Annotated in this window: 23 protein-coding genes; 16 read left to right on the plus strand and 7 right to left on the minus strand. The window is 66.2% G+C overall.

Features of this window, described 5'->3' with window-relative positions; genetic code table 11:
• Positions 1 to 31 precede the first annotated feature (31 nt).
• The 4 genes from KVT39_RS18395 to KVT39_RS18410 all read left to right on the plus strand — a co-directional run bounded on the left by KVT39_RS18395 (position 32) and on the right by KVT39_RS18410 (position 5,093).
• Positions 32 to 1,078 (plus strand): ABC transporter substrate-binding protein, encoded by a 1,047-nt coding sequence (locus KVT39_RS18395; protein ID WP_105392770.1) that lies wholly within the window; start codon positions 32 to 34, stop codon positions 1,076 to 1,078.
• Positions 1,079 to 1,177: 99 nt separating this feature from the next.
• A complete protein-coding gene (locus tag KVT39_RS18400) occupies positions 1,178 to 2,431 on the plus strand; it encodes an ABC transporter permease (RefSeq protein ID WP_165948163.1) in 1,254 nt (417 codons plus the stop codon).
• Between the two features lie 31 nt (positions 2,432 to 2,462).
• The gene (locus KVT39_RS18405) at positions 2,463 to 3,302 is read left to right on the plus strand and encodes an ABC transporter permease (RefSeq protein ID WP_034180026.1); all 840 of its coding nucleotides are present in this window, start codon (positions 2,463 to 2,465) and stop codon (positions 3,300 to 3,302) included.
• A 372-nt stretch (positions 3,303 to 3,674) separates the two neighbouring features.
• Positions 3,675 to 5,093 (plus strand): MFS transporter, encoded by a 1,419-nt coding sequence (locus tag KVT39_RS18410; protein ID WP_034180025.1) that lies wholly within the window; start codon positions 3,675 to 3,677, stop codon positions 5,091 to 5,093.
• Positions 5,094 to 5,178: 85 nt separating this feature from the next.
• Here KVT39_RS18410 and KVT39_RS18415 read toward each other — a convergent pair whose 3' ends face one another.
• Positions 5,179 to 6,912 carry a protease pro-enzyme activation domain-containing protein gene (locus tag KVT39_RS18415; RefSeq protein WP_217589926.1) on the minus strand — a complete coding sequence of 578 codons (1,734 nt, stop codon included), beginning with the start codon at positions 6,910 to 6,912 and terminating at the stop codon, positions 5,179 to 5,181.
• Between the two features lie 701 nt (positions 6,913 to 7,613).
• On the opposite strand from KVT39_RS18415, the gene KVT39_RS18420 reads away from it, so the two are divergent.
• From KVT39_RS18420 to KVT39_RS18430, 3 genes are read left to right on the plus strand one after another with little or no spacing between them, the layout of a single operon-like run.
• On the plus strand, positions 7,614 to 7,937 hold the full coding sequence (locus KVT39_RS18420; RefSeq protein WP_034180131.1) for a helix-turn-helix transcriptional regulator: 324 nt from the start codon (positions 7,614 to 7,616) through the stop codon (positions 7,935 to 7,937).
• Entirely contained in the window at positions 7,937 to 8,368 is a 432-nt protein-coding gene (locus KVT39_RS18425) for an SRPBCC domain-containing protein (RefSeq protein ID WP_217589927.1), read from the plus strand. The genes KVT39_RS18420 and KVT39_RS18425 overlap by 1 nt, the downstream gene beginning before the upstream one ends.
• Entirely contained in the window at positions 8,365 to 8,802 is a 438-nt protein-coding gene (locus KVT39_RS18430; protein WP_217589928.1) for a DUF1801 domain-containing protein, read from the plus strand. Before KVT39_RS18425 ends, KVT39_RS18430 begins: the two co-directional genes overlap by 4 nt.
• A 125-nt stretch (positions 8,803 to 8,927) precedes the next feature.
• On the opposite strand, the gene acnA is transcribed toward KVT39_RS18430, so the two are convergent.
• The 5 genes from acnA to KVT39_RS18455 all read right to left on the minus strand — a co-directional run bounded on the left by acnA (position 8,928) and on the right by KVT39_RS18455 (position 16,092).
• Complete coding sequence (gene acnA / locus KVT39_RS18435; protein WP_034180021.1) at positions 8,928 to 11,645, minus strand: aconitate hydratase AcnA; 2,718 nt, start codon at positions 11,643 to 11,645, stop codon at positions 8,928 to 8,930.
• Between the two features lie 52 nt (positions 11,646 to 11,697).
• Positions 11,698 to 13,149, minus strand: coding sequence for a bifunctional 2-methylcitrate dehydratase/aconitate hydratase (locus tag KVT39_RS18440; RefSeq protein ID WP_175748680.1), 1,452 nt, complete (start codon positions 13,147 to 13,149; stop codon positions 11,698 to 11,700).
• Between the two features lie 22 nt (positions 13,150 to 13,171).
• Entirely contained in the window at positions 13,172 to 13,687 is a 516-nt protein-coding gene (locus KVT39_RS18445; protein ID WP_034180019.1) for a hypothetical protein, read from the minus strand.
• Positions 13,688 to 13,917: 230 nt separating this feature from the next.
• Entirely contained in the window at positions 13,918 to 14,925 is a 1,008-nt protein-coding gene (locus KVT39_RS18450) for a CoA ester lyase (RefSeq protein ID WP_175748704.1), read from the minus strand.
• A gap of 180 nt (positions 14,926 to 15,105) precedes the next feature.
• The gene (locus KVT39_RS18455) at positions 15,106 to 16,092 is read right to left on the minus strand and encodes a malate dehydrogenase (RefSeq protein ID WP_034180017.1); all 987 of its coding nucleotides are present in this window, start codon (positions 16,090 to 16,092) and stop codon (positions 15,106 to 15,108) included.
• Positions 16,093 to 16,380: 288 nt separating this feature from the next.
• On the opposite strand from KVT39_RS18455, the gene KVT39_RS18460 reads away from it, so the two are divergent.
• The 7 genes from KVT39_RS18460 to gltA all read left to right on the plus strand — a co-directional run bounded on the left by KVT39_RS18460 (position 16,381) and on the right by gltA (position 22,305).
• A complete protein-coding gene (locus KVT39_RS18460; protein ID WP_081938389.1) occupies positions 16,381 to 17,205 on the plus strand; it encodes a GntR family transcriptional regulator in 825 nt (274 codons plus the stop codon).
• 170 nt (positions 17,206 to 17,375) lie between these two features.
• On the plus strand, positions 17,376 to 17,792 hold the full coding sequence (sdhC, locus tag KVT39_RS18465; protein ID WP_034180016.1) for a succinate dehydrogenase, cytochrome b556 subunit: 417 nt from the start codon (positions 17,376 to 17,378) through the stop codon (positions 17,790 to 17,792).
• A gap of 4 nt (positions 17,793 to 17,796) precedes the next feature.
• A complete protein-coding gene (sdhD, locus tag KVT39_RS18470) occupies positions 17,797 to 18,165 on the plus strand; it encodes a succinate dehydrogenase, hydrophobic membrane anchor protein (protein ID WP_034180015.1) in 369 nt (122 codons plus the stop codon).
• A 3-nt stretch (positions 18,166 to 18,168) separates the two neighbouring features.
• A complete protein-coding gene (gene sdhA / locus KVT39_RS18475) occupies positions 18,169 to 19,944 on the plus strand; it encodes a succinate dehydrogenase flavoprotein subunit (RefSeq protein ID WP_034180014.1) in 1,776 nt (591 codons plus the stop codon).
• 21 nt (positions 19,945 to 19,965) lie between these two features.
• Complete coding sequence (locus KVT39_RS18480) at positions 19,966 to 20,667, plus strand: succinate dehydrogenase iron-sulfur subunit (protein ID WP_011658352.1); 702 nt, start codon at positions 19,966 to 19,968, stop codon at positions 20,665 to 20,667.
• Between the two features lie 10 nt (positions 20,668 to 20,677).
• Entirely contained in the window at positions 20,678 to 20,950 is a 273-nt protein-coding gene (locus KVT39_RS18485) for a succinate dehydrogenase assembly factor 2 (protein WP_031400668.1), read from the plus strand.
• A gap of 53 nt (positions 20,951 to 21,003) precedes the next feature.
• Positions 21,004 to 22,305, plus strand: coding sequence for a citrate synthase (gene gltA / locus KVT39_RS18490; RefSeq protein ID WP_014899964.1), 1,302 nt, complete (start codon positions 21,004 to 21,006; stop codon positions 22,303 to 22,305).
• Positions 22,306 to 22,394: 89 nt separating this feature from the next.
• Here gltA and KVT39_RS18495 read toward each other — a convergent pair whose 3' ends face one another.
• Complete coding sequence (locus tag KVT39_RS18495; RefSeq protein ID WP_217589929.1) at positions 22,395 to 23,360, minus strand: AraC family transcriptional regulator; 966 nt, start codon at positions 23,358 to 23,360, stop codon at positions 22,395 to 22,397.
• 71 nt (positions 23,361 to 23,431) lie between these two features.
• Here KVT39_RS18495 and KVT39_RS18500 point away from each other — a divergent pair, with 71 nt between their 5' ends.
• Complete coding sequence (locus KVT39_RS18500; RefSeq protein ID WP_217589930.1) at positions 23,432 to 23,821, plus strand: VOC family protein; 390 nt, start codon at positions 23,432 to 23,434, stop codon at positions 23,819 to 23,821.
• Positions 23,822 to 23,930: 109 nt separating this feature from the next.
• Entirely contained in the window at positions 23,931 to 25,181 is a 1,251-nt protein-coding gene (locus KVT39_RS18505; protein ID WP_217589931.1) for a DUF1479 domain-containing protein, read from the plus strand.
• Positions 25,182 to 25,203 lie beyond the last annotated feature (22 nt).

The following is a 25,203-nucleotide window of genomic DNA, read 5'->3' on the forward strand; positions in this document are numbered from 1 at the left end:
CCACTTCCACCACGAGAGGAGAGGAACCATCATGAAACGAGCAAGCTTCACGGCGCGTCGCACCGCGCTGGCACTGGCGCTCGCCGTAGTCGGCGCATCGGCAACGGCCGCCGAACTCACGGTCGTCAACTTCGGCGGCGCGAACGGCGACGCGCAGAAGGTCGCGTTCAACCAGCCGTTCGAGAAGGCAACCGGCAACAAGGTCACCGCCGTCGAATACAACGGCGAGCAGGCGAAGGTGAAGGCGATGGTCGAGGCGAAGCACGTCAACTGGGACGTGGTCGAAGTCGAGTCGGGCGACCTGAACCGCGGTTGCGACGAAGGGCTGTACGAGAAGCTCGACTGGTCGAAGATCGCGAAGAAGTCCGACCTGATTCCGGAATCGCCGCAAACGTGCGGCGTCGGCTTCTTCGTGTGGTCGACGGCGCTGTCGTACAACGCGGACAAGCTGAAGTCGGCACCGACCGGCTGGGCCGATTTCTGGAACGTGAAGAAATTCCCCGGCAAGCGCGGGATGCGCAAGGGCGCGCGCTACAACCTCGAATTCGCGCTGATGGCCGACGGCGTCGCGACGAAGGACGTGTACAAGGTGCTCGGCACGAAGGCCGGCCAGGACCGCGCGTTCAAGAAGCTCGACGAGCTGAAGCCGTACATCCAGTGGTGGGAAGCGGGCGCGCAGCCGCCGCAGTTCCTCGTCGCCGGCGACGTCGTGATGTCGACCGCGTACAACGGCCGCATCGATGCCGCGCAGAAGGAAGGCAAGAACCTGAAGGTCGTGTGGAACGGCAGCATCTACGACCTCGACTACTGGGCGATTCCGAAGGGCTCGCCGAACAAGGCGCTGGCCGAGCAGTACATCGCGTATTCGCTGACGCCGAAGCCGCAGCAGGCGTATGCGCAGCACATCGCGTACGGCCCCGCGAACATCGCCGCGATCAAGTCGCTCGACGCGAAGACGCTCGCGAACCTGCCGAACTCGCCGGCCAACGGCAAGAACGCGGTGCTGGAAGATATCGGCTTCTGGACCGACCACAGCGACGAGCTCGAGCAGCGCTTCGCCGCATGGGCGACGAAGTAACCGTTCAGGCATCCTGATGCAACCCGCCGCGCGGCGCGTCGATCGCGTCGCGCGGCATTCCGCCGGAGCGTGCCCGGCCGGAGAGACCCGTTGAATACGATGACGATCGCGCCTTCCTCGTCGGGCGCCGCGCTCAAGCGCGAGCTGAAGGCTGCCGAGGCCCGCAAGCGCACGATGGCGCTGCTGCTGGTCGCGCCGCTCGCGATTTTCCTGCTGCTGATCTTCGTCGTACCGATCGGCACGCTGCTCACGCGCGCGGTGCAGAACCCCGAGATCGCAACCGCGCTGCCGAACACGGTCGCCGCGCTGTCCGGCTGGGATCGCAAGGCGCCGCCGGCCGACGCCGCGTATGTCGCGCTCGCGGCCGACATGACGAAGGTGGCCGACAGCGAGGCGATGGGCGCGCTCGCGCGGCGCCTGAACACCGAGATTCCCGGCTATCGCTCGCTCGTCGCGAAGACGGCGCGCGCGATGCCGCTGAAGGGCGACAATGAATCGACGCTCACGCCTGCGCAGACGCGCACGAAACTCGTCGAACTCGATTCGCGCTGGGGCGACACGGCGTACTGGCAGGCCATCGCGAAGAACGGCAGCACGGTTTCGCCGTTCTACCTGCTCGCCGCGCTCGACCACAAACAGGACGGCTTCGGCCACATCGTGCAGGCCGATCCCGACCAGTCGATCTATCTCGCGATCTTCGGCCGCACGTTCGTGATCGGCGTCGCGGTCACGCTGTTCGCGCTGCTGCTCGGCTACCCGCTCGCATACTGGATCTCGACGCTGTCGGAGCGGCGTGCGAACCTCGTGATGATTCTCGTGCTGATTCCGTTCTGGACCTCGGTGCTGGTGCGCGTCGCCGCGTGGATCGTGCTGCTGCAGAGCGAAGGGCTCATCAACACGGCGCTGATCGGCAGCGGGCTGATCTCGCATCCGCTGACGCTGCTGTTCAACCGCGTCGGCGTGTATATCTCGATGACGCACATCCTGCTGCCGTTCATGATCCTGCCGCTGTACAGCGTGATGAAGTCGATCCCGCCGACCTACCAGCGCGCGGCCGTATCGCTCGGCAGCCATCCGTTCGCCGCGTTCTGGCGCGTGTACGTGCCGCAGACCTATCCGGGCGTCGGCGCGGGCGCGCTGCTCGTGTTCATCCTCGCGATCGGCTACTACATCACGCCCGCGCTGCTCGGCGGGCCGAACGACCAGATGGTCAGCTACTACGTCGCGTACTTCACGAACGTGACGATCAACTGGGGCATGGCGTGCGCGCTCGGCGGGCTGCTGCTCGCGGCGACGCTCGTGCTGTACGCGATCTACGGCCGCTTCACCCGCTCGAACGTGAGCCTCGGCTAAGCGCAACAACGGAACGGAAAGGGATTCGACCATGAAACTGCTCGCCAGGCCGCTGTTCGCGCCGCACATGTCGTTCGTCGAGCGCGCGTGGTACGTCGCATTGCGCGTGCTCGTCGTGCTGACGTTGCTGTACCTGATCCTGCCGGTGCTCGCGATCGTGCCGCTGTCGTTTTCGTCGAGCACGTTCCTCGTCTATCCGATCCCGGGCTTCTCGATGCGCTGGTACGAGAACCTGATCGCGTCGGACGAGTGGCGGATGGCCGCGAAGAACAGCTTCATCGTCGCGCCGTCGGCGACCGTCGTCGCGACCGTGCTCGGCACGCTCGCCGCGATCGGTCTCACGAAGGCCGACTTCCGCGGCAAGGCGCTGCTGATGGCCGTGCTGCTGTCGCCGATGATCGTGCCGGTCGTCGTGGTCGGCGTCGGCATGTACCTGTTCTTCGCACCGCTCGGGCTCGCGAATACCTATACGGGGCTGATCGCCGCGCACGCGGCGCTCGGCGTGCCGTTCGTCGTGACGACGGTCGCCGCGACGCTGCAGGGGTTCAACCACAATCTCGTGCGCGCGAGCCTGTCGCTCGGCGCGAATCCGGTGTCGACGTTTTTCCGCGTGACACTGCCGGTGATCGCGCCGGGCGTGATGTCGGGCGCGCTGTTCGCGTTCGCGACGTCGTTCGATGAAGTGGTCGTCACGCTGTTCCTCGCGGGCGCGGACCAGACGACGCTGCCGCGCCAGATGTTCACGGGCATCCGCGAGAACATCAGCCCGACGATCGCCGCGCTCGCGACGATCCTGATCATCTTCTCGACGAGCCTGCTGCTCGCGCTCGAATGGCTGCGCGGACGCAATGCGCGACGCGCGGTGACCTGATCCGATCTGGCGCGACGGCGGTGCACGCATGCCGAGCATCGGCGCATCGGTGCGATTCCGATGCGCGGTGCCGCCGGCAGACGCGGCCGGGCCGGCCGCCCGCGCCGACACGACGAAGACGGGCACGCGCCCGGAAGGCCAGCCGGCGCTCGCCGACTCGTCGATCGTTGTGTGCTCAACGATGCCGCGCATCAAGCACGGCATCGCGCAAGCTTTCGTTTCGCTGACTGGCGAGGCGGCCGCCTGCACGTTCGAGACGGCTCTGCAACAATACGGACCGCGGCTGCGCGCGCCGGTCTTGCCGTCCGGAACGCACGCTGCCGCGCCGCTCAATCCGCGACGCCGCGCGTCGCCCGTCAGCCGAGCCTCATCTTGTCCGAATTCGCATCCTCCGCCGGCGCCCGGGAGCCGGCCGTCAACTGGCGCGCGATGTCCGCCGTGCTGCTGGCCGTCGCGCTCGCGACGCTCGACACCGCGATCGCGAACACCGCGCTGCCCGCGATCGCCGCCGACCTGCATGCGTCGCCGGCCGCGTCCGTGTGGATCATCAATGCGTACCAGCTCGCGATGGTCGCGACGCTGCTGCCGTTCGCATCGCTCGGCGACATCGTCGGCCACAAGCGCGTGTATATCGCCGGGCTCGCGGTGTTCACGCTCGCATCGCTCGGCTGTTCGCTCGCGTCGACGCTGCCGATGCTGACGGCCGCGCGGATCGTGCAGGGCTTCGGCGCGAGCGCGATCATGAGCGTCAACGTCGCGCTGATCCGCAGCCTGTTTCCCGCGCACCGGCTCGGGCGCGGCGTCGGCTTCAACGCGCTCGTCGTCGGCGTGTCGTTCGCGGTGGGGCCGACGATCGCGTCGCTGATCCTGTCGGTTGCCGCATGGCCGTGGCTGTTCGCGGTGAACGTGCCGCTCGGCGTGTTCGCGCTCGCGGTGGCGATTCCGTCGCTGCCGCAGACGGCGCGCGGCAAGCACGCGTTCGATCCGGTTGCCGCACTGTTCAACGTGATCACGTTCGCGTCGCTGATCTTCGCGCTCGGCGAATTCGCGCAGCGCGGGCCGCTTTCCGTGGTGTTCGCGGCTGCTGCGGTTGCGTTCGCGTTCGGCTGGCTGCTGATCCGCCGCCAGGACGGGCACCCGGCGCCGATGCTGCCGGTCGACCTGTTTCGCCGGCCCGTGTTCACGCTGTCCGCGCTGACCGCCGTGTGCGCGTTCGCCGCGCAGGGGCTCGCGTTCGTGTCGCTGCCGTTCTATTTCGAAACCGTCCTGCATCGCAACGCGGTCGAGACGGGGTTCCTGATGACGCCGTGGTCGGCGATCGTCGCGCTCGCCGCGCCGATCGCGGGCCGCCTGTCGGATCGATACCCGCCCGGCCTGCTCGGTGCGATCGGGCTTGCGTTGCTGAGCGCGGGCATGGTGTCGCTCGCCGCACTGCCGGCGGCGCCGAACGTATTCGACATCGGCTGGCGGATGATGCTGTGCGGCGCGGGCTTCGGCTTCTTCCAGTCGCCGAACCTGAAGGCGCTGATGTCGAGCGCGCCGCCCGAGCGCAGCGGCGGCGCGAGCGGGATCATCGCGACCGCGCGGCTGATCGGGCAGGCAACGGGCGCGGCGCTCGTCGCGCTGTCGTTCGGGATCGCGGGGCGTCACGGGCCGACGCTGGCGCTGATGCTCGGTGCGGGATTCGCGGGGGCCGCGAGCGTCGCGAGCGGGTTGCGGCTGTTTGCGCCGTCGCATCGGAGCGGTGTACCGGCCGCGCCGGAGCCTGTGAACACGCGTGCGACGGAGTAGGGTGATGCGCGAATACCGCGCGACCTGAACGCGACAAGGCCGGCGTGCGGCAAACTGCTGCCGCGCGCCGGCCTTCACATATCGCTCAGAACCCGCCCGACTTGATCAGCTGATTGAGGTTCGCGATGTTCAGGCTGCCGAAGCCGGTCGTCAGATCCCAGCCGGTGCCGGCGGTGTAGCCATACCCCTGATAGCCGTTGTTCCCCGACACGACGTCATAGCGCACGAGCGACCGGTTCGACGGAATCGCGCGATACAGGTTGCCGGCCGGGAAACCGAGGCCCGTGCCGTTCGCCGCGAGCAGGCGCGCCCAGAAGCCCGTGAAAATCGGCGCGGCGAGACTCGTGCCGCCGATCTGCTGCAACTGGCCGTAGTTGTAGATGTACGCGCCCGTGCTTTGCGCGGCGTCGAACGAGACATCCGGCAACTGACGGCTGCTGCCCGACTGCCACGACGGCGCGGGCAGGATCGTGCTGACGCCGCCGCCCGTCGCCCACAGCTTGCCGTTGCCGTCGAGCCCTTCGTTCCACACCGTTTCGTTCGAGAACGCGCCTGCCGACGTCGTATAGAGCGTCGTGCCGCCGATCGCGAGCACGTGCGGCGACGAAGCCGGCCACGACACCGTGTAGTTCGAGCCGTCCGGATAGCCGCGGTTGTTGCACTCGTACACGCCTTCGTCGCCCGACGACACCGAGAACGTCTGGCCTTGCGCCGCAGCCGTCGTGAAGATCTGCTCCTCGGCGTCGAGCGTGCCGTCTGCGTTCGCGTCGGTTTCGCACCAGCCGAGCGATACGTTGATCACTTTCGCGGTGTTGTCCGACACCGCGCGGTTGAACGCCTGCGTGAGGCCCGTGTTGCCCGAGGCGTTGAGGTCGGCCATGTAGAACACGAGCTTGCCGACCTGGCCGCCGGCCGAGCCGACGATCGACTGGCTGTCGAGATCCCATTCGCCCTGGCCGTCCTGGTCGTCGCTGTAGCTGCCGCTCGTGCCGTTGGTCTTGACGGTCTGCGTCGAGACCGTGCCGTAACCGTTGCTCGACGTGAACTGCTTCAGGTCCTGCAGCGTCTGCGACACGCCGCCGATCGTGATGATGCCGACGGTCACGCCGGCCGCGGTCGGCACGCCGGTCGCGTTGTAGAGGCCCGGGAATTCCTTCGGATAGTGGCCCGTCGCCGTGCCGGCCGCGAGCGCCTGCGGCTTCGCCACGTTGCCGATGCGCAGCATCGGCCGTGCGCGCGCGACGTTCTGTAGCCCGAGCACCGAGCCGACGATGTTGCCGAGCGCGCTCGGCACCTGCGCGGTCGATGCGTTCGCGAAGCCCGAGCGGCCCGCGTACTCGAAGTGCACGAGCGACGTGTTGAACGCGGTCTTCACCGTGCCGGCCGTGCCGCGCGCGGACACCAGCAGCCGGTTCGGCGCAACCTCGATGTTCACGAAGCCGCTCTTGCGCAGATAGTCGACGACCGAATTCACCTGCGCGTCGGTCGGCGCGTAGCTGGCGAGGAACTGTTCGTGCGTCAGGTACTGGCGGTAATGCGCGCTGCCGGGCCGGTTCACGTCGCGCGCCAGTTGCTTGAGCTGCGCGGCGTTGCGCAGCTTCAGGCTGACGACGACGTCCGTCGTCTCGCCGGCCGCGAGTTCGAGCGACGGCGCCGCGCTACGCGCCATCAACTGCGGGCCGGTCAGAAAGGCCTTCGTGTGGGTATCGACCCAGTCCGTCGTCGCGTGCGCCGCGCCGGCGGCGAGCACGAGCGGCCATGCGCACGCAAGGTGGCGGGGCGAAGGAAGGGGCAGGGCAAACCGGGCATTCCTTTTCATCGGGAGTCCTTTTTAGGAGAGACGACGTTGCTGGAGCCCACAACCCTTGTGGGGCCGCGAGCGGTGACGAGCGTAGGGCGTCGGTGCCGTTCAGGTAGCTGCCAGTTTCCATAGCTGTCAGTTCTGACATCGGCGTGCGGAATTGCGCGTGGCGCACGGTGAACGCGGCGAGCGGCGGCCGCCGGCGAGGGAACCGGTTCGCGACACGACGGCACGACGATGCGCGGCGTTCGCGCGCACGAGTCGTTCGTCGCAGCGCCGGAACGTGCGCGATGACGTCGCGGACCGGCCATGCGCATGCGTGCTTCGCGACCGGGTGTGGACGCAGGCCCGAGTCGCACTATGTGGTCAAACGATGCGATGCGGGCCGAGCCGGTTCGCGCATGCACAAAAACAGGGCCGGCCGATCCCGACCGTTTCCCGAACTGTGGAACAGCGCATGGCCCAGTCTTGCAGGCGGCTTTCGGACGCGAGGCCGCCATCATGAATTAGAGCAAACACTCGAGTCCGGACGGGCAAAGCAGGCGTGATCCGGCGGCAAGCGAAGCCTTCGGCACGTCCGCTTCCGGCGCGATTGCGCCCGACGCGAAGCGTGCCCGCATGCGGCAACGGCACGCATCGGCATCCGCGAAATTCCTTCTTGACTCTTGGCGTTCAGCAGATATTCTTCAATCAATAACCAACGGGTTATGAATTTGGACATGCAGAACGCTCACGACATGCTTTTCAGGACGCTCGCCGATCCGACGCGCCGCGCGCTTTTCGAGCGGCTGTGCGAGGAGGGCGAGCTCACGGTTGCCGCGCTGACCGCCCATGCGGGCGTCTCGCAGCCGGCCGTGTCGAAGCATCTCGGCGTACTGAAGCAGGCCGGGCTCGTGAATGACCGTCACGAAGGCCGGCAGACGCACTACAGCGCACAGCCGCAAGCGCTGGCCCCGCTGATCGACTGGACGAGCCAGATGGCAGGCTTCTGGCAGAACCGGTTCGACGCCCTCGAAGATCTGCTGAAAAGGATGGATCAGTAATGAACCAAGCCACTACCGAAACGCGCTCCGTCGTCGTCGAACGGGAGCTGCCCCATCCGCCGGAGAAGATCTGGCGCGCGCTCACACAACCGCACCTGATCGAGGCGTGGCTGATGAAGAGCGACTTCGAGCCCGTCGCGGGCCGCGCCTTCAGCTTCCGCGCGGACTGGGGCTCGGTCGACTGCACGGTCCTGACGATCGAGCCGCAGCGCGCGCTGTCCTACACGTGGGCCGCGTACGGTCTCGAAAGCGTCGTCACGTGGACGCTCACGCCGACGCCGGCCGGCACGCACCTGCGCATGGAGCAGGTCGGCTTCCGCGCGGATCAGGAGCAGGCGTACCGCGGCGCGCAGCACGGCTGGGTACGGTTCTTCGAGTCGCTCGAACAGGTGCTGGCGCGCCCTGACGAACGCACGGAGGCCCGCGCATGAGTGCAACGGACCTGCAACCGTCGGAGCGCATCGACGCGCTGGTCGCCGGCATCGCCGACTGGCGCGGTCCGCTCTTCGCGGACCTCCGCCAGACGATCCTCGCGGCCGATGACGGCATCGTCGAGGAATGGAAATGGATGGGCAGCCCCGTGTGGTCGCGCGACGGGATGATCGCGGTCGCGAATGCGCACAAGGGCAAGGTGAAGCTGACGTTCATGCACGGCGCGCATCTGCCCGATCCCGGCGGGCTGTTCAATGATGGCCTCGAAGGCAATGCGCGGCGCGCGATCGATTTCTTCGAAGGCGACCGGATCGACAAGCGGGCGCTGAAGACCCTCGTGCGCGCGGCGATCGAATACAACCGCGCCCATCTGAAGAAGAACGCGCGAGGCGCGGGCGCGGGCGCGAAGGCGCGCGGCGACAAGGCGGCGTGACGCGTCGGACGAACGGCCGCATCGCGTAACGCGCGCAGGCAAAAAAAAGCCCGACACGAGGTCGGGCATCCAAATCGGCCGCAACCGCCCGCGAGGCGGCTGCGGCACCTGCAAAAGCAGGGCGCTTACGCTGCGAGCAGCGAGCGCAGCACGAACGGCAGGATACCGCCGTGCTTGTAGTAGTCGACTTCGATCGGCGTATCGATGCGCAGCAGCACCTGCACGCGCTGCGTTTCGCCGTTCTTGCGGTTGATCACGAGCGTGACGTCCTGCTGCGGCTTGAAGTCGTCGCCGAGGCCTTCGATGTCGTACGTCTCGTCGCCGGTGATGCCGAGCGACTGGACGCTGTCCGAGCCCTTGAACTGCAGCGGCAGCACGCCCATGCCGACCAGGTTCGAGCGGTGGATGCGCTCGAAGCTGCGTGCGATCACGGCCTTCACGCCGAGCAGTTGCGTGCCCTTCGCGGCCCAGTCGCGCGACGAGCCCGTGCCGTACTCTTCGCCTGCGAACACGACGGTCGGCGTGTCGGCTGCGATGTACTGCATCGCTGCATCATAGATCGACTGCTGTTCGCCGCTCGGCTGGTGGATCGTCAGGCCGCCTTCGACGCGCGTGCCGTCAGCCTTCGCCGGGATCATCAGGTTCTTGATCCGGACGTTCGCGAACGTGCCGCGCATCATCACGTCGTGGTTGCCGCGGCGCGAGCCGTAGCTGTTGAAGTCGGCCTTCTGCACGCCGTTTTCCTTCAGCCACTTGCCTGCCGGCGAATCTTCCTTGATCGAGCCTGCCGGGCTGATGTGGTCGGTCGTGACCGAGTCGCCGAAGATGCCCAGTGCGCGCGCGCCCTTGACCGCCGGGATCGAAGCGGCCGGTTCCATCGAGAAGTCGTTGCCGAAGAACGGCGGCTCCGCGATGTAGGTCGACTTCGGCCAGTCGTAGACCTGGCCCGATTCGCCCTCGATCTTGCTCCAGAGGTCGCCCTTCTTGGTCAGCTTCGAGTAGTTGTCCTCGAACTTCTTCGGATCGAGCGCGAACTTGAGCAGCGCGTGGATTTCGTCGCTCGTCGGCCAGATGTCGCCGAGGTAGATGTCGCGGCCGCCCTTGCCCTTGCCGACCGGCTCGGTCATCAGGTCGCGCGTGATGTTGCCGGCGATCGCGTACGCGACGACGAGCGGCGGCGATGCGAGGAAGTTCGCGCGGATGTTCGGGTGGATACGCGCTTCGAAGTTACGGTTGCCCGAGAGCACGGCTGCCGCGACGAGGTCGTTCTTCGTGATCGCTTCGTTCAGTTCCGGCGTCAGGTCGCCCGCGTTGCCGATACAGGTCGTGCAGCCGTAGGCCGCGACTTCGAAGCCGAGCTTCGACAGGTAGGGCAGCAGGCCCGTTTTCGTCAGGTACTCGGTGACGATGCGCGATCCCGGCGCGAGCGACGTCTTGATGTGCGGTGCGACGGTCAGGCCGGCTTCGACGGCCTTCTTCGCGAGCAGGCCGGCAGCCAGCAGCACGCTCGGGTTCGACGTGTTCGTGCACGACGTGATCGCGGCGATCAGCACGTCGCCGTTCTTCACGTCGACGCCGTTGCTCGTCGTGTACTGCGTGTTCAGGTCGTCCGCCTTCTTCGCGAAGCCGTTCTCCGCGACCGGCTTCGAGAACAGGTCGGTGAACGTCGACTTGACGTTGCCGATCTCGATGCGGTCCTGCGGGCGCTTCGGGCCGGCCAGCGACGGAGCGACCGTTGCCAGGTCCAGCGTGACCGTCTTCGTGTAGTCGATGTCGCCGGCCTTCGGGATGCCGAACAGCTTCTGCGCCTTGAAGTAGTTTTCGAACGCGGCGATTTCCGCCTTCGTGCGGCCCGTGCCTTCGAAATAGTCGATGGTCTTTTCGTCGACCGGGAAGAAGCCCATCGTCGCGCCGTATTCCGGCGCCATGTTGCCGATCGTTGCGCGGTCCGGCAGCGACAGCGACTTCGTGCCTTCGCCGAAGAATTCGACGAACTTGCCGACGACCTTTTCCTTGCGCAGCATTTCGGTGATCGTCAGTACCAGGTCGGTAGCCGTCACGCCTTCGCGCAGCTTGCCCTTCAGCTCGACGCCGACGACGTCCGGCGTCAGGAAGTACACCGGCTGGCCGAGCATGCCGGCTTCGGCTTCGATGCCGCCCACGCCCCAGCCGACCACGCCGATACCGTTGATCATCGTCGTGTGGCTGTCCGTGCCGACGAGGGTGTCCGGGTAGTACACGGTGTCGCCGCCGTCCGCTTTCTTGTGGACGCCGCGCGCGAGATATTCGAGGTTCACCTGGTGGACGATGCCGACGCCCGGCGGCACGACCTTGAACGTGTCGAAGGCCTGCATGCCCCACTTCATGAACTGGTAGCGCTCGTTGTTGCGCTGGAATTCCAGTTTCATGTTCAGGTCGAGCGCGTCCTTCTGGCGGAAGTAGTCGATCTGGACCGAGTGGTCGACGACGAGATCGACCGGGACCAGCGGCTCGATCTTCTTCGGGTTCTTGCCCGTGCGCTCGGCGACGCCGCGCATGGCCGCGATGTCGGCGAGCAGCGGCACGCCCGTGAAGTCCTGCAGCACGACGCGCGACACCACGAACGGAATCTCGTCGACGCGCTTCGCGGTCGGCTTCCAGTTCGCGAGCTGCTCGATGTGCTCTTCGGTGATTTTCTTGCCGTCGTAGTTGCGCAGCACGGACTCGAGCACGATACGGATCGACACCGGCAGGCGCTCGATCTTCGTCTTCAGCTCCTTGCCGAGTTGCGGCAGCGAGTAGAACTTGCCTTTGCCGGAACCGCTGTCGAATTCCTTGAGGGTCTTGTGGAGATTGTGGGCCATGGTGATTTTCCTGGGTTTAAGGCTAGGAAACAACGTGTCCTGTAGATGACGGCTATATCACATACAAGTCGACGTACTCATCGACCGGCATCGCTTCGAGCTTTGCCTGGTCCAGCGACACGTCGAGAATCGCTTGTTGCTGCTTTGCCGGGAAGCGGCGGGCGAGGTTGGTCCGGAACTTCTCGACCAGCAGCGGGATGCCGTCCGCGCGGCGTCGCTTGTGGCCGAGCGGGTATTCGACCGCCACTTCGGCAAGTTTCGATCCGTCCGTGAACTCGATCGTCAGTGCATTCGCGATCGATCGCTTGTCCGGATCGTGGTAATCCTTCGTGAACTGCGGATCCTCGACGCACACGGTTTTCGCGCGCAGCGCGTCGATGCGCGGGTCCGCTGCGGCCGCATCTTCATAATCGGCCGCGGTCAGCCGGCCGAACAGCAGCGGCACGGCGACCATGTACTGGATGCAGTGGTCGCGGTCGGCCGGATTGGCGAGCGGGCCCTGCTTGTCGATGATGCGGATCGCGGCCGCATGCGTGCGGATCGTGATCCGGCTGATGTCGTCGGTCGATTTCCCCGCCGCGGCGAGCTGCGCGTGCAGCTGCAGCGCGGCCTCGGCGGCCGTCTGCGCGTGGAATTCGGCGGGGAACGCGATCTTGAACAGCACGTTTTCCATCACGTACGTGCCGTACGGGCGCTGGAAGCGGAACGGCTGCCCGTCGAACAGCACGTCGTAGAAGCCCCAGGTTTTTGCGGTGAGCACCGACGGGTAGCCCATTTCGCCGGTTTTCGCGATCAGCGCGAGGCGCACCGCGCGGGACGTGGCATCGCCGGCCGCCCACGACTTGCGCGAGCCCGTATTCGGTGCGTGGCGGTAGGTGCGCAGCGCGTGGCCGTCGACGAACGCGTTGGAGACCGCGTTGATCAGCTCGTCGCGCGTGAGTCCGAGCAGCCGGCCGACGACGGCCGTCGACGCGACCTTCACGAGCAGCACGTGGTCGAGCCCGACCGCATTGAATGAATTCTCGAGTGCGAGGCAGCCCTGGATCTCGTGGGCCTGGATCATCGCGACCAGCACGTCGCGCATGAGCAGCGGCTTCCGGCCGGCCGCGACGGCCGTGCGGGAGAGCCAGTCGGCCGTCGCCAGGATTCCGCCGAGATTGTCGGACGGATGGCCCCATTCGGCGGCGAGCCAGGTGTCGTTGAAGTCCAGCCAGCGGATCATCGCGCCGATGTCGAACGCGGCCTGGACGGGATCGAGCTGGAAGGACGTGCCGGGCACCTTCGCGCCGTTCGGCACGATCGTGCCGGGCACGACGGGGCCGAGCAGCTTGGTGCAGGCAGGGTAGGACAGCGCCTCGAGTCCGCATCCGAGCGTGTCGATCAGGCAATGACGCGCCGTCTCCAGCGCGAGCGCGCTGTCGATGCCGGTGTTCAGCACGTAGTCGACGATGTCGACGAGTACCGTATCCGGAGCAGGGCGGACGTTGGAGACCGGGGCGGACATCGAGGGGCCGGGGGGAACGCGCTTAGTTCGTTGCCGGCTTCAGCTCGTTCGACTGCGTCGGTGCCGGCGTGCCTTGCGCCATTTCCGGCGTCACGCACTCGTCCGCGAGGCGCTCGCCGCCGTTCGCGTCGGAGAACAGCATCGCCTTGGACGGGATCACGACCAGCTTGAAGCCTGCTGCCGGATCGTAGAACGTGTCGGCGCCCGTCGTCGTGGCCTGACGCGGCAGCTTGTAGTTCTTCTTCGCCCAGTGAACCGTGACGACCTGGTCGCGCTTCATGTCGCCGGCGAGGTCGAACGACAGGCCATCCTTACAGGCCCACTTGACCGCGCCGTCCGGTACCGGATCGACCTTGGCAGCGGCGCGCGCCTGCGCCTTCTTGCTGCGCGGGATGATGCGCTTGGCCGGCGCCGGGCGCTTGGCCGCGGCCTTCTTCGCGGTCGTGGTGGCCGTACCCTGGGCGAACGCGCTCGGAGCCGAGACCAGCATCGTGGCGGACAGGGCGCCGATGGCGGTGGCGATCAGGAGTTTCTTCATGGAGTCAGAACCTTTCGATAATCAGTTGACAAGGGCCGGCAATCGAAGCTGCCGGCCGGTTTGAAACTGCACGCGCCCCGAAAGCGCGCAGCGGCCGCTATTTTCACCTATTTGGCCGCGCATACATCAGGTTTTCGGGCTCCGTTACGTTTTTTGTCGTTTCGCAAACCTCTGTCCGGTTCGCGCCCCGGCGAATGCATGAAATTCGTGTATCGGCCGGCGGCGCGCGCTCACTGCGCGTCGCCCGCGGCGGCCGGGCCGAACAGCGGCGCGGCCTCGGCCGGTACGGGCTGGCCGGTGGCCCGCGCGCGGCGCAGCACCGACCAGTAATAGCGATAACTCGCGCGATCGTGCAGCGTATCACCGTGGCGCGTCGGGCCCCAGTCGGCGGCCTGCGCGGCGAGCAGGATCTCGGCGGCCAGCACGACCTCGTCGGTGCGCGGCGCGAATGCGTCGACGATCGGGCGGATCTGCGCGGGGTGGATGCTCCACATCCGCGTGAACGCGAATTCGTCGCGCGCGCGGCGCGCATCGGCGGCGACGACGCTCATGTCGCGCACCTCGGTCGTCACGTTGTGCGACGGCGTCTTGCCGTGCGCGTGGCAGGCCGCGGCGATTTCCAGCTTCGCGCGGCGCACGAGCGGATGTTCGAACTGGCCGGGCGAGCGCATCGCGGCATCGGGAATCGCGCCGTGGTGCGCGGACACGAAATCCATCAGCCCGAAGCTCAGCGTGCCGACCATCGGCAGCGCGGCGAGGGCGGCCGCCTGCGCGAGCGCGCCGTGCGTCTCGACCAGCACGTCGACCGGGATCGGCTGCGCGATGCCGAGCTCGCGGCGCGTACCTTCGATGAACGCGGCCATTTCGGCCGCGTCGGCGACGTTCGCGATCTTCGGCAGCGTGATGTAGGCGGGTGCGCGGGCGGCGCGCAGCACGATGCGGACATCGTCGCGCCAGTGCGGGTGGGAAAAGTCGTGGATCCTTACGCCGACGCGCCCGAAGCGGTTCTCGGCGCTGCCGAGCAGCTCGGCGACGAGTTCCGCGTGCGCGGCTTCCTGGCCGACGGCCGCGCCGTCCTCGCAGTCGAGCGTGATGTCGAATACGGGGCCCGTTTCGGCCTGCAGCGCGAGCGACTTGCGCATCAGCTTCTCGCTGCCCGCGTAGTGATCGCAGCATGGCAGGATCGCGGGCGGGGACGCCCCGTCGTACAGCACTTGTGCAGGAGTGAGCGCGGCCATCTCTTCTACGTCAGGGAAGCGGGTCAACGTGGAGAAAATCGGATTCGGGCGCGTTCTGGGCCGATGCGCGGGGCGCACGAGGCGGCAAAACGTGCCCGGATCGGATCGGGCGGCAGGGCCGGCGGCTTGCCGGCCCTGCGATGACGGGCTGCCCGGAGGCGGCCCGTCGCGGTGCCGAATTTAGTTCTTCAGCAGGTGGGCGACGCCATCGCGCTCTTCGAGCAGCTCGGCCAGCGTGCCGTCCATCTTCTCGCGCGAGAACGCGTCGATTTCCAGGCCTTCGACGCGCTTGTACTCGCCGTTTTCGCAAACGACCGGCACGCCGTAGATGATGTCTTCGGGGATGCCGTACGAGCCGTCCGACGGGATGCCCATCGTGACCCACTTGCCGTTCGTGCCGAGCACCCAGTCACGGACGTGGTCGATCGCCGCGTTGGCTGCCGACGCCGCCGACGACAGGCCGCGCGCTTCGATGATCGCCGCGCCGCGCTTGCCGACGGTCGGGATGAACGTGTCGCGGTTCCACACGTCGTCGTTGATCAGCTTCAGCATCGATTCGCCTTCGGCGGTCGCGAAGCGGAAGTCCGGGTACATCGTCGGCGAGTGGTTGCCCCACACGGCGAGCTTCTCGATCGACGCGACCGGCTTGCCCGACTTGGCGGCGAGCTGCGACAGCGCGCGGTTGTGGTCGAGGCGCAGCATGGCCGTGAAGTTCTTCTTCGGCAGATCCGGTGCCGACTTCATCGCGATGTACGCGTTCGTGTTCGCCGGGTTGCCGACGACCAGCACCTTCACGTCGCGGCTCGCGACTTCGTTCAGCGCAGCGCCCTGAACCGTGAAGATCTCGGCGTTCGCCGACAGCAGGTCCTTGCGCTCCATGCCCTTCGAGCGCGGACGTGCACCGACCAGCAGCGCGACGTCTGCATCCTTGAATGCAACCTTCGGATCGTCGGTGATCACGACGCCCGCGAGCAGCGGGAACGCGCAATCGTCGAGTTCCATCACGACGCCTTTGACGGCGGCTTGGGCTTGCGGGAGGTCGAGCAGTTGCAGGATGACCGGCTGGTCCTTGCCGAGCAGGTCGCCGTTCGCGATGCGGAACAGCAGGGAGTAAGCGATTTGACCTGCGGCGCCGGTGACGGCAACGCGCTTTGCGGGCTTAGCCATTGAAAATCTCCAGGACGGGTGAAGCGTTGGACGCTAGCGAAAACGCCATTCTATGCGCGTTGTGCGTAACGTTGCATTGAAGCAGGGCGGAGGACTCGCGATGGCAGACGCGGTGAACCTGGAGACGGCCGTGGCACGTAGCCTGGGACGCGCTTTTGCACCCGCGAACCCTTGCTCGACCGGGAGTGTAGGAGCCGTCACGCGCAAAGTCAAACGGTATCATATGTCTTATATAAGACAGATGTTTTGCGGAAATTGAGTGGACGAAAAAGTGCGGTTTGTGATGAAATGCGCGCCATGACATCGAACCAGGCGAATACCGCGAATCAGACCGGCGCAGGCGGCCCAGGGCAGCCGGGCGCGAGCGATTCCGCGCCTTCGCCCGCGGCGTCTGCGTCGCCGACGTTCAGCCCGTTATACCAGCAGATCAAGTCATTGATCACGCAAAGTCTCGAAACCGGCGAATGGAAGCCGGGCGAGATCATTCCGAGCGAAGTGGAGCTCGCGGCCCGTTACAAGGTCAGCCAGGGCACCGTTCGCAAGGCGATCGACGAACTGGCCGCCGAAAACCTCGTGGTCCGGCGGCAGGGCAAGGGTACTTTTGTTGCAACGCACAACGAGGATCGCGCGCAATTCCGCTTCCTGCGTCTGCTTGCCGACGACGGTGCCGAGCACCCGCACGTGAGCCGCCTGCTCGAATGCCGGCGCCTGCGCGCGCCGGCCGAGATCGCGCGGCAGCTCGACCTGAAGCCGGCCGATCCCGTCGTGCAGGTGCGCCGCCTGCTGGAGTTCGACAGCGAGGTGACGGTGCTCGACGAGATCTGGCTGCCGGGCGCGATGTTTCGCGGGCTCACGTTCGAGCGGCTGAGCGAGTACAAGGGGCCGCTCTATGCGATGTTCGAGACGGAGTTCGGCACGCGGATGATCCGCGCGACGGAGAAGATTCGCGCGGTCGCGGCGGATCCGGCGGTGGCCGACCTGCTGCACGTGCCCGCGGGTTTTCCGTTGCTGTCGGTCGAGCGCGTGTCCTATACGTACGGGGATCGGCCGGTGGAAGTGCGGCGCGGCTGGTATGTCACAACCGGGTACTACTATCAGAATGACTTGAGCTGACGACGGTTCGGCTCAAGCCGAGTGCATTCGCGTCTCCCACGCTCGCGAAGCACGTTTCGGGCCGCCTTTGTTCTCGTTCGCGCAACTATCCAGAGCAGACTTTCGCTGCAGCGCGATATAAAAAGGCGCTAAAATCGCGGATTAGTGTGACAACATAGTAGGGGTCTAGCATGACTGACGCAGTAAGAAAACCGAGACCGGAATACCGGAACATCGGATTCGGCGATATCACGATGAAATATCGCATGCCGCTGGCAGCGACTTTGTCGATCCTCCATCGAGTCAGCGGCGCGCTGCTGTTCTTGTTCCTGCCGTTCCTGCTGTTCCTCTTCGATCAGAGCCTGACGTCCGAGCTCAGCTTCGAAGTCTTCAAGGCCTTCCTCTCCAACATCGTCGTCAAGCTGATCGTCCTCGCGTTGTCCTGGGCTTTCTTCCACCATTTCTGCGCCGGCATTCGCCACCTGCTGATGGACGTCAACCACGACGCCGTCACGAAGGAAAGCGGCAAGCGGACGGCAGTCGTCGTCTTTGTCGTCTCGATCGCGCTGACGATCGCCATGGCACTCAAACTGTTCGGAGCATTCTAAGAAAATGGCAGCCAATAACCGAATCGGCTCGAAGCGCCTCGTCGTCGGCGCACACTACGGCCTGCGCGACTGGCTTGCGCAGCGCATCACCGCCACGATCATGGCGGTCTACACGGTCATCCTGCTCGTCCTGTTCTTCGGCGCGCACGACTTCTCGTACGAAGGCTGGGCGTCGATCTTCTCCGCGCAATGGATGAAGCTCGCGACCTTCGTGATGCTGCTTTCCCTCTTCTACCACGCATGGGTCGGCGTGCGCGACATCTGGATGGATTACGTGAAGCCCGTCGGTGTGCGCCTGCTGCTGCAATCGCTGACCATCGTCTGGCTGCTCGCATGTGCGGGCTACGCCGCGCAGATTCTCTGGAGAGTGTAAAGAATGGCTGCAATCAAAACTTCCCTCCCGCGTCGCAAGTTCGACGTAGTGATCGTCGGCGCGGGCGGCTCCGGCTTGCGCGCGGCGCTGCAACTGTCGCGCGCGGGCCTGTCGGTCGGCGTGCTGTCGAAGGTGTTCCCGACGCGTTCGCACACGGTGGCCGCGCAGGGCGGCATCGGCGCATCGCTCGGCAACATGAGCGAAGACAACTGGCACTTCCACTTCTACGACACGATCAAGGGCTCCGACTGGCTCGGCGACCAGGACGCGATCGAATTCATGTGCCGTGAAGCGCCGAACGTCGTGTACGAACTCGAGCACTTCGGCATGCCGTTCGACCGCAACGCGGACGGCACGATCTACCAGCGTCCGTTCGGCGGCCACACCGCGAACTACGGCGAGAAGCCGGTCCAGCGCGCTTGCGCGGCCGCCGACCGTACCGGTCACGCGCTGCTGCACACGCTGTACCAGCAGAACGTCGAGGCAAAGACGCAGTTCTTCGTCGAATGGATGGCGCTCGACCTGATCCGCGACGCGGACGGCGACGTGCTCGGCGTGACGGCCCTCGAGATGGAGACGGGCGACGTCTACATCATGGAAGGCAAGACGACGCTGTTCGCGACGGGCGGCGCAGGCCGGATCTTCGCGGCATCGACCAACGCGTTCATCAACACCGGCGACGGCCTCGGCATGGCTGCGCGTTCGGGCATCGCGCTGCAGGACATGGAGTTCTGGCAGTTCCACCCGACCGGCGTGGCCGGCGCGGGCGTGCTGATCACCGAAGGCGTGCGCGGCGAAGGCGGCATCCTGCGCAACGCGAACGGCGAGCGCTTCATGGAGCGCTATGCACCGACGCTGAAGGATCTGGCGCCGCGTGACTTCGTGTCGCGCTCGATGGACCAGGAAATCAAGGAAGGCCGCGGCGTGGGTCCGAACAAGGATCACGTGCTGCTCGACCTGTCGCACATCGGCGCCGAGACGATCATGAAGCGTCTGCCGTCGATCCGCGAAATCGCGCTGAAGTTCGCGAACGTCGATGCGATCAAGGAACCGATCCCGGTCGTCCCGACGATCCACTACCAGATGGGCGGCATCCCGACCAACATCCACGGTCAGGTCGTCGGCACGTCGCGCGATCACAAGGAACCGGTCAACGGCTTCTACGCAGTGGGCGAGTGCTCGTGCGTGTCCGTGCACGGCGCGAACCGCCTCGGCACGAACTCGCTGCTGGACCTCGTGGTGTTCGGCCGTGCGGCCGGCAACCACATCGTCGAGCACGTGAAGAACCAGAAGGAACACAAGCCGCTGCCGGCCGATGCAGGCGAATTCTCGCTGGCGCGCCTGAACAAGCTCGACAAGTCGACGTCGGGCGAATACACGCAGGACGTCGCAAACGACATCCGCGCGACGATGCAGAAGCACGCAGGCGTGTTCCGCACGTCGGCGCTGCTGAAGGAAGGCGTCGACCAGATGGCCGGCCTGGCGGCGCGCGTGGAAAGCATCCACCTGAAGGACAAGTCGAAGGTGTTCAACACCGCGCGCGTCGAAGCGCTCGAGCTGGAGAACCTGATCGAAGTCGCCCGCGCGACGATGGTGTCGGCGGAAGCGCGCAAGGAAAGCCGCGGCGCGCACGCACACAGCGACTACGAACACCGCGACGACGAGAACTGGCTGCGCCACACGCTGTGGTACAGCGAAGGCGATCGCCTCGACTACAAGCCGGTCCAAATGAAGCCGCTGACGGTCGAATCCGTGCCGCCGAAGCCGCGCACGTTCTAAGCCGAGTCAAAGGAATCCGAAATGGCAAAACGCATTTTTGAAGTCTACCGCTACGATCCGGACAAGGACGCAGCGCCGCGCATGCAGACGTACGAGCTCGAGATCCAGCACGAGCGCATGCTGCTCGACGCACTGGTCAAGCTGAAGGCAGTGGACGAGACGCTGTCGTTCCGCCGTTCGTGCCGCGAAGGCGTGTGCGGTTCGGACGCGATGAACATCAACGGCAAGAACGGTCTCGCGTGTCTGACGAACCTGAACGACCTGCCGCAGAAGATCGTGCTGCGTCCGCTGCCGGGCCTGCCCGTGGTGCGCGACCTGATCGTCGACATGACGCACTTCTTCAACCAGTATCACTCGATCAAGCCGTACCTGATCAACGACGCGCCGCCGCCGGAGAAGGAACGCCTCCAGTCGCCGGAAGAGCGCGACGAGCTCGACGGCGTGTACGAGTGCATTCTGTGCGCGAGCTGCTCGACGTCGTGCCCGAGCTTCTGGTGGAACCCGGACAAGTTCGTCGGCCCGGCCGGCCTGCTGCAGGCTTACCGCTTCATCGCGGACAGCCGCGACACGGCCACCGGCGAGCGTCTCGACAACCTGGAAGACCCGTACCGTCTGTTCCGTTGCCACACGATCATGAACTGCGTCGACGTTTGCCCGAAGGGCCTGAACCCGACGAAGGCGATCGGCAAGATCAAGGAACTGATGGTTCGCCGCGCGGTTTAAGGCCGGAGCAATGAGCGACGATTCGCATCAATCCGACCCGCACCGTCGCGCGCGCCTTCGCTGGCGCGCGCGGCGGGGTCTGCTGGAAAACGACATCATCTTCGAGCGTTTCTTCGGCAGATACGAGCATGACCTCACCGATGCAGACGTAGGCGCGTTGTCGCGCCTGCTCGATCTGAGCGACAACGACCTGATGGACTTGCTCCTCGCGCGCAAGGAACCAGAGGGCGACCTAGACAGCCCGGATATCCACCGGCTGTTGGAGATGCTGCGCAACGTGTAACGCGTTACGCCCGTTATCGAATCCCGTTTCTTTATTTCGATTGAGGATGTGCCATGACTCCGTCTGATGTTAAAGCCACGCTATCGTTCAGCGACAACTCGCCGAGCGTCGAACTGCCGATCTACAAGGGCACGATGGGCCCGGACGTAATCGACATCCGCAAGCTGTACGGCCAGACCGGCAAGTTCACGTACGACCCGGGCTTCATGTCGACGGCAGCTTGTAATTCGGCGATCACGTACATCGACGGCGACAAGGGCGAACTGCTGTACCGCGGCTACCCGATCGACAACCTCGCGCAAAACGCGGACTTCCTCGAAAGCTGCTACCTGCTGCTGAAGGGCGAACTGCCGAACGCAGCGCAGAAGAAGGAATTCGTCGACACCGTCACGAAGCACACGATGGTGCACGAGCAGATGCACTTCTTCTTCCGTGGCTTCCGCCGCGACGCGCACCCGATGGCGATCCTGGTCGCCGCGGTCGGCGCGCTGTCCGCGTTCTACCACGACTCGCTCGACATCAACGACCCGCGTCACCGTGAAGTGTCGGCGATCCGCATGATCGCGAAGCTGCCGACGCTCGTCGCGATGGCGTACAAGTACAGCATCGGCCAGCCGTTCGTGTATCCGAAGAACTCGCTGTCGTACAGCGCGAACTTCATGCACATGATGTTCTCGAACCCGTGCGAAGAGTACAAGGTCAACGACGTGCTCGTCCGCGCACTCGACCGCATCCTGATCCTGCACGCCGACCACGAGCAGAACGCATCGACGTCGACGGTCCGCCTGGCCGGTTCGTCGGGCGCGAACCCGTTCGCATGTATCGCGGCCGGTATCGCATGTCTGTGGGGCCCGGCGCACGGTGGTGCGAACGAAGCCGCGCTGAACATGCTCGAGCAGATCGGTTCGCCGGACAACATCCCCGAATTCATCAAGCAGGTGAAGGACAAGAATTCGGGCGTGAAGCTGATGGGCTTCGGCCACCGCGTGTACAAGAACTACGACCCGCGTGCGAAGCTGATGCGCGAGACGTGCTACGAAGTGCTGAACGAACTGGGCCTGCACGACGACCCGCTGTTCAAGCTCGCGATGCAGCTCGAGAAGATCGCGCTGGAAGACGAATACTTCGTGTCGCGCAAGCTGTACCCGAACGTCGACTTCTACTCGGGCATCGTCCAGCGCGCGCTGGGCATCCCGACGTCGATGTTCACGTGTATCTTCGCGATGGCACGTACGGTCGGCTGGATCGCGCAGTGGAACGAAATGATTGCGGATCCCGAGCAGAAGATCGGCCGTCCGCGCCAGCTGTTCATCGGCGATACGCCGCGCGAAGCGAAGCCGATCAACGCACGTTAAGTCGTGTGCGGCGCGACGGCCGGCAGGCCGCTCGCGTCGGGCAATCGCAACGCCACGACACCCCGACGGTTCAGCCCGTCGGGGTGTTTTCATTTGCGCGCCGGATCGGCGCGGCGCTCCAGCGACGGCGGCCGCGTATCGAGCGCCGGCGCGTCTTCGTCGGGCGCGTGGCCGTGCCGCAGGAAGAACTGCCGGTACGCGCCCGGCGTCATCCCGCGCGCGGCGAGGAACTGGCGGTTGAAGTTCGCGGCATTCGGAATGCCGCAGCGCGCGGCGACCGTCGCGATCGGCCAGTCGGTGCCGACGAGATGGCGGCATGCGTGCGCGAGCCGCAGCCGCTGCACGTAGCGACCGACGCTTTCGCCGAGATGCCGGACGAACAGGCGCTGCAGCGTGCGCTCGGACATGTGCGCGGCAGCGGCGAGTGCGTCGATACGCAGCGGTTCGTGGAAGTGCCGGTCGATCGCGTCGAGCACGCGATCGAGGCGCTCGGCTTCGGGCGCGGCCGCGTCGGCGTGCGGTGTCGTGCCGTCGGGCCCGCGGTACGCATGCGCGGTGGCGAGCGGCTCGCCGCCGGCTTCCGCGAGATCGGCGAGCGTGTCGAGCGCGGCCGCGAGTCTCACGCGCGGAGCAGGATCGAGCAACTGCGGCAGCCGTGCGCGCATCGCGCGGGCCGTGTCCGCGTCGAAGCACAGACCCGGCGCCGCGCGCCGCAGCAGCGAGCGCAGCGGTGCGTATTCGGGGCAGCAGTCGGCAAGCCGCCGCACCCAGTCGCCGTCGAACCAGACGACGAGCGCGACTTCGGGCGCATCGCGATCGATGCGCGCGTTCGACGACCAGGTGTGCGGCAGGTTGGGCGGCACGAGCACCAGATCGTCGTCCGCGTAGCGCGCGACGTGATCGCCGATGAAGCGCTGGCCGCGGCTGTTGAGCGTCAGCGTCAGTTCGTATTCGGGATGGCGGTGCCATTCGAACGGTATGCGCGCGAGCTGGCGGTGGTACACCCGGATCGAACAGCCGGGAGCGAACGTCACGTGCTCGTACTGCGGTTTCATCGCGGCCTCCGGGTGGCGCGGGCTGCGCGCCGTGGCATGATCGTGAGCGATCGTCACCACGGAGCGATGCCATGTTTTCACATGTTTGCGTGGGCGTCGGCGATACGACGCGCGCCTACGATTTCTATGCGCCGCTGTTCGCGGAACTCGGGTTGCGCCTGAAGTTCCGCGAGCCGGACGGCTGGTCGGGCTGGATGCCGGCCGACGCCGACCGGCCGCTGTTCTTCTTCGGCCATCCGCTCGACGGCCGCGCACCCGAGCCGGGCAATGGCCACACGATCGCGTTCGACGCGCCGACGCGCGCGCACGTCGACCGCTGCCACGCGCTCGCACTGCGACAAGGCGGCACCTGCGAAGGGCCGCCGGGCCTGCGGCCGCATTACCACCGCAACTACTACGGCGCATATTTCCGCGACCCGGACGGCAACAAGCTCTGCGTGGTCTGCCATCGTCCCGAGTAACGTACGGTTGTCAGGATTGTATCGATAGTTGGCCGGATAGCGGTGATGGCGGTCGTGCGCCGGCCGTACGCTGGCAGCACATCACGACACGCTTCAGCGAGGAGACACGATGCAACTGACGATTGACGATCTGCCCGCCGCGATCCGCGCGGCGAAACAGGCGCTGCGCGCCGACCTGCCCGGTTATGCGGCCACGTTCCGCGAGCTGGAAGGCGACATCGCGCGGCAGGTCGACGCGATCCGCCGCGCGCATGCGCATGGCCTCGACGTGATTCCGGTCGTGCCGTTTGCGGATATTGCGGGCGGCGCCGTCGATCCGCACGCGATTGCCGCGATCCGCGCGCATGGTGCGGTCGTGATTCGCGGCGTGTTCGATGCGCGGCAGGCGCGCGACTGGAACGACGAGATCGGCGCGTATCTGGATTCGAACCGTTTCACCGACCGGCTGCATGCGCGCGCCGAGGATCGCTATTTCGGCAATCTCGCGTCGGGCAAGCCGCAGATCTACGGCGTCTACTGGTCGAAGCCGCAGGTGGCCGCGCGCCAGTCGCCGGCGCTCACGCAGGCGCGCGTGTTCCTGAACCGCCTGTGGCGGCATGCGGACGGCGCGCGCACGCATTTCGATCCCGACCAGGTGCCCGCCTACGCGGACCGAATTCGCCGCCGGCCGCCGGGATCGACGTCGCTCGGGCTGTCGCCGCATGTCGACGGCGGCTCCGTCGAACGCTGGCTCGGCGCGAACTTCCGCCAGGTCTATCGCCACGTGCTGGCCGGCCGCTGGCGCGATTACGACCCGTTCGATGCCGCATTCCGTCCCGACGTCGAGGAGATTCCGTCGCCGGCCGTGTGTTCGATGTTCCGCACCTTCCAGGGCTGGACCGCGCTGACACCGCAGGGGCCCGGCGACGGCACGCTGCAACTGATCCCGGTCGCGAACGCGATGGCCTATGTCGTGCTGCGCGCGCTGCAGGACGACGTCGCCGACGACGATCTGTGCGGCGCGCGTCCCGGCCGCGCGCTGTCGATCCGGCCCGAATGGCACGCGCTGCTGCTCGACGGGCTGGTGCCGATCCCGCACATGGAGCCGGGCGACGCGGTGTTCTGGCATGGCGACGTCGTGCATGCGGTCGAGGATGCGCATCGCGGCAGCGGCGACAGCAACGTGATGTACATCGCGGCCGCGCCAGGCTGCGCGAAGAACGACGCGTACCTGCGGCGCCAGTTGCCCGCGTTCTTGCGCGGCGAGAGCCCGCCCGATTTCCCGGCCGATCATTTCGAGATCGAATTCGACGGGCGCGGCGGGGAGGGCGATCTCACGGCGCTCGGCCGTTCGCAGATGGGGTTCGGGCCCGGCGCGTAACGGGCGCGCCGCATACGAAAGC

It is taken from the genome of Burkholderia sp. GbtcB21, assembly GCF_019091065.1.
GTDB classification, from domain to species: Bacteria; Pseudomonadota; Gammaproteobacteria; order Burkholderiales; family Burkholderiaceae; genus Burkholderia; species Burkholderia pyrrocinia_C.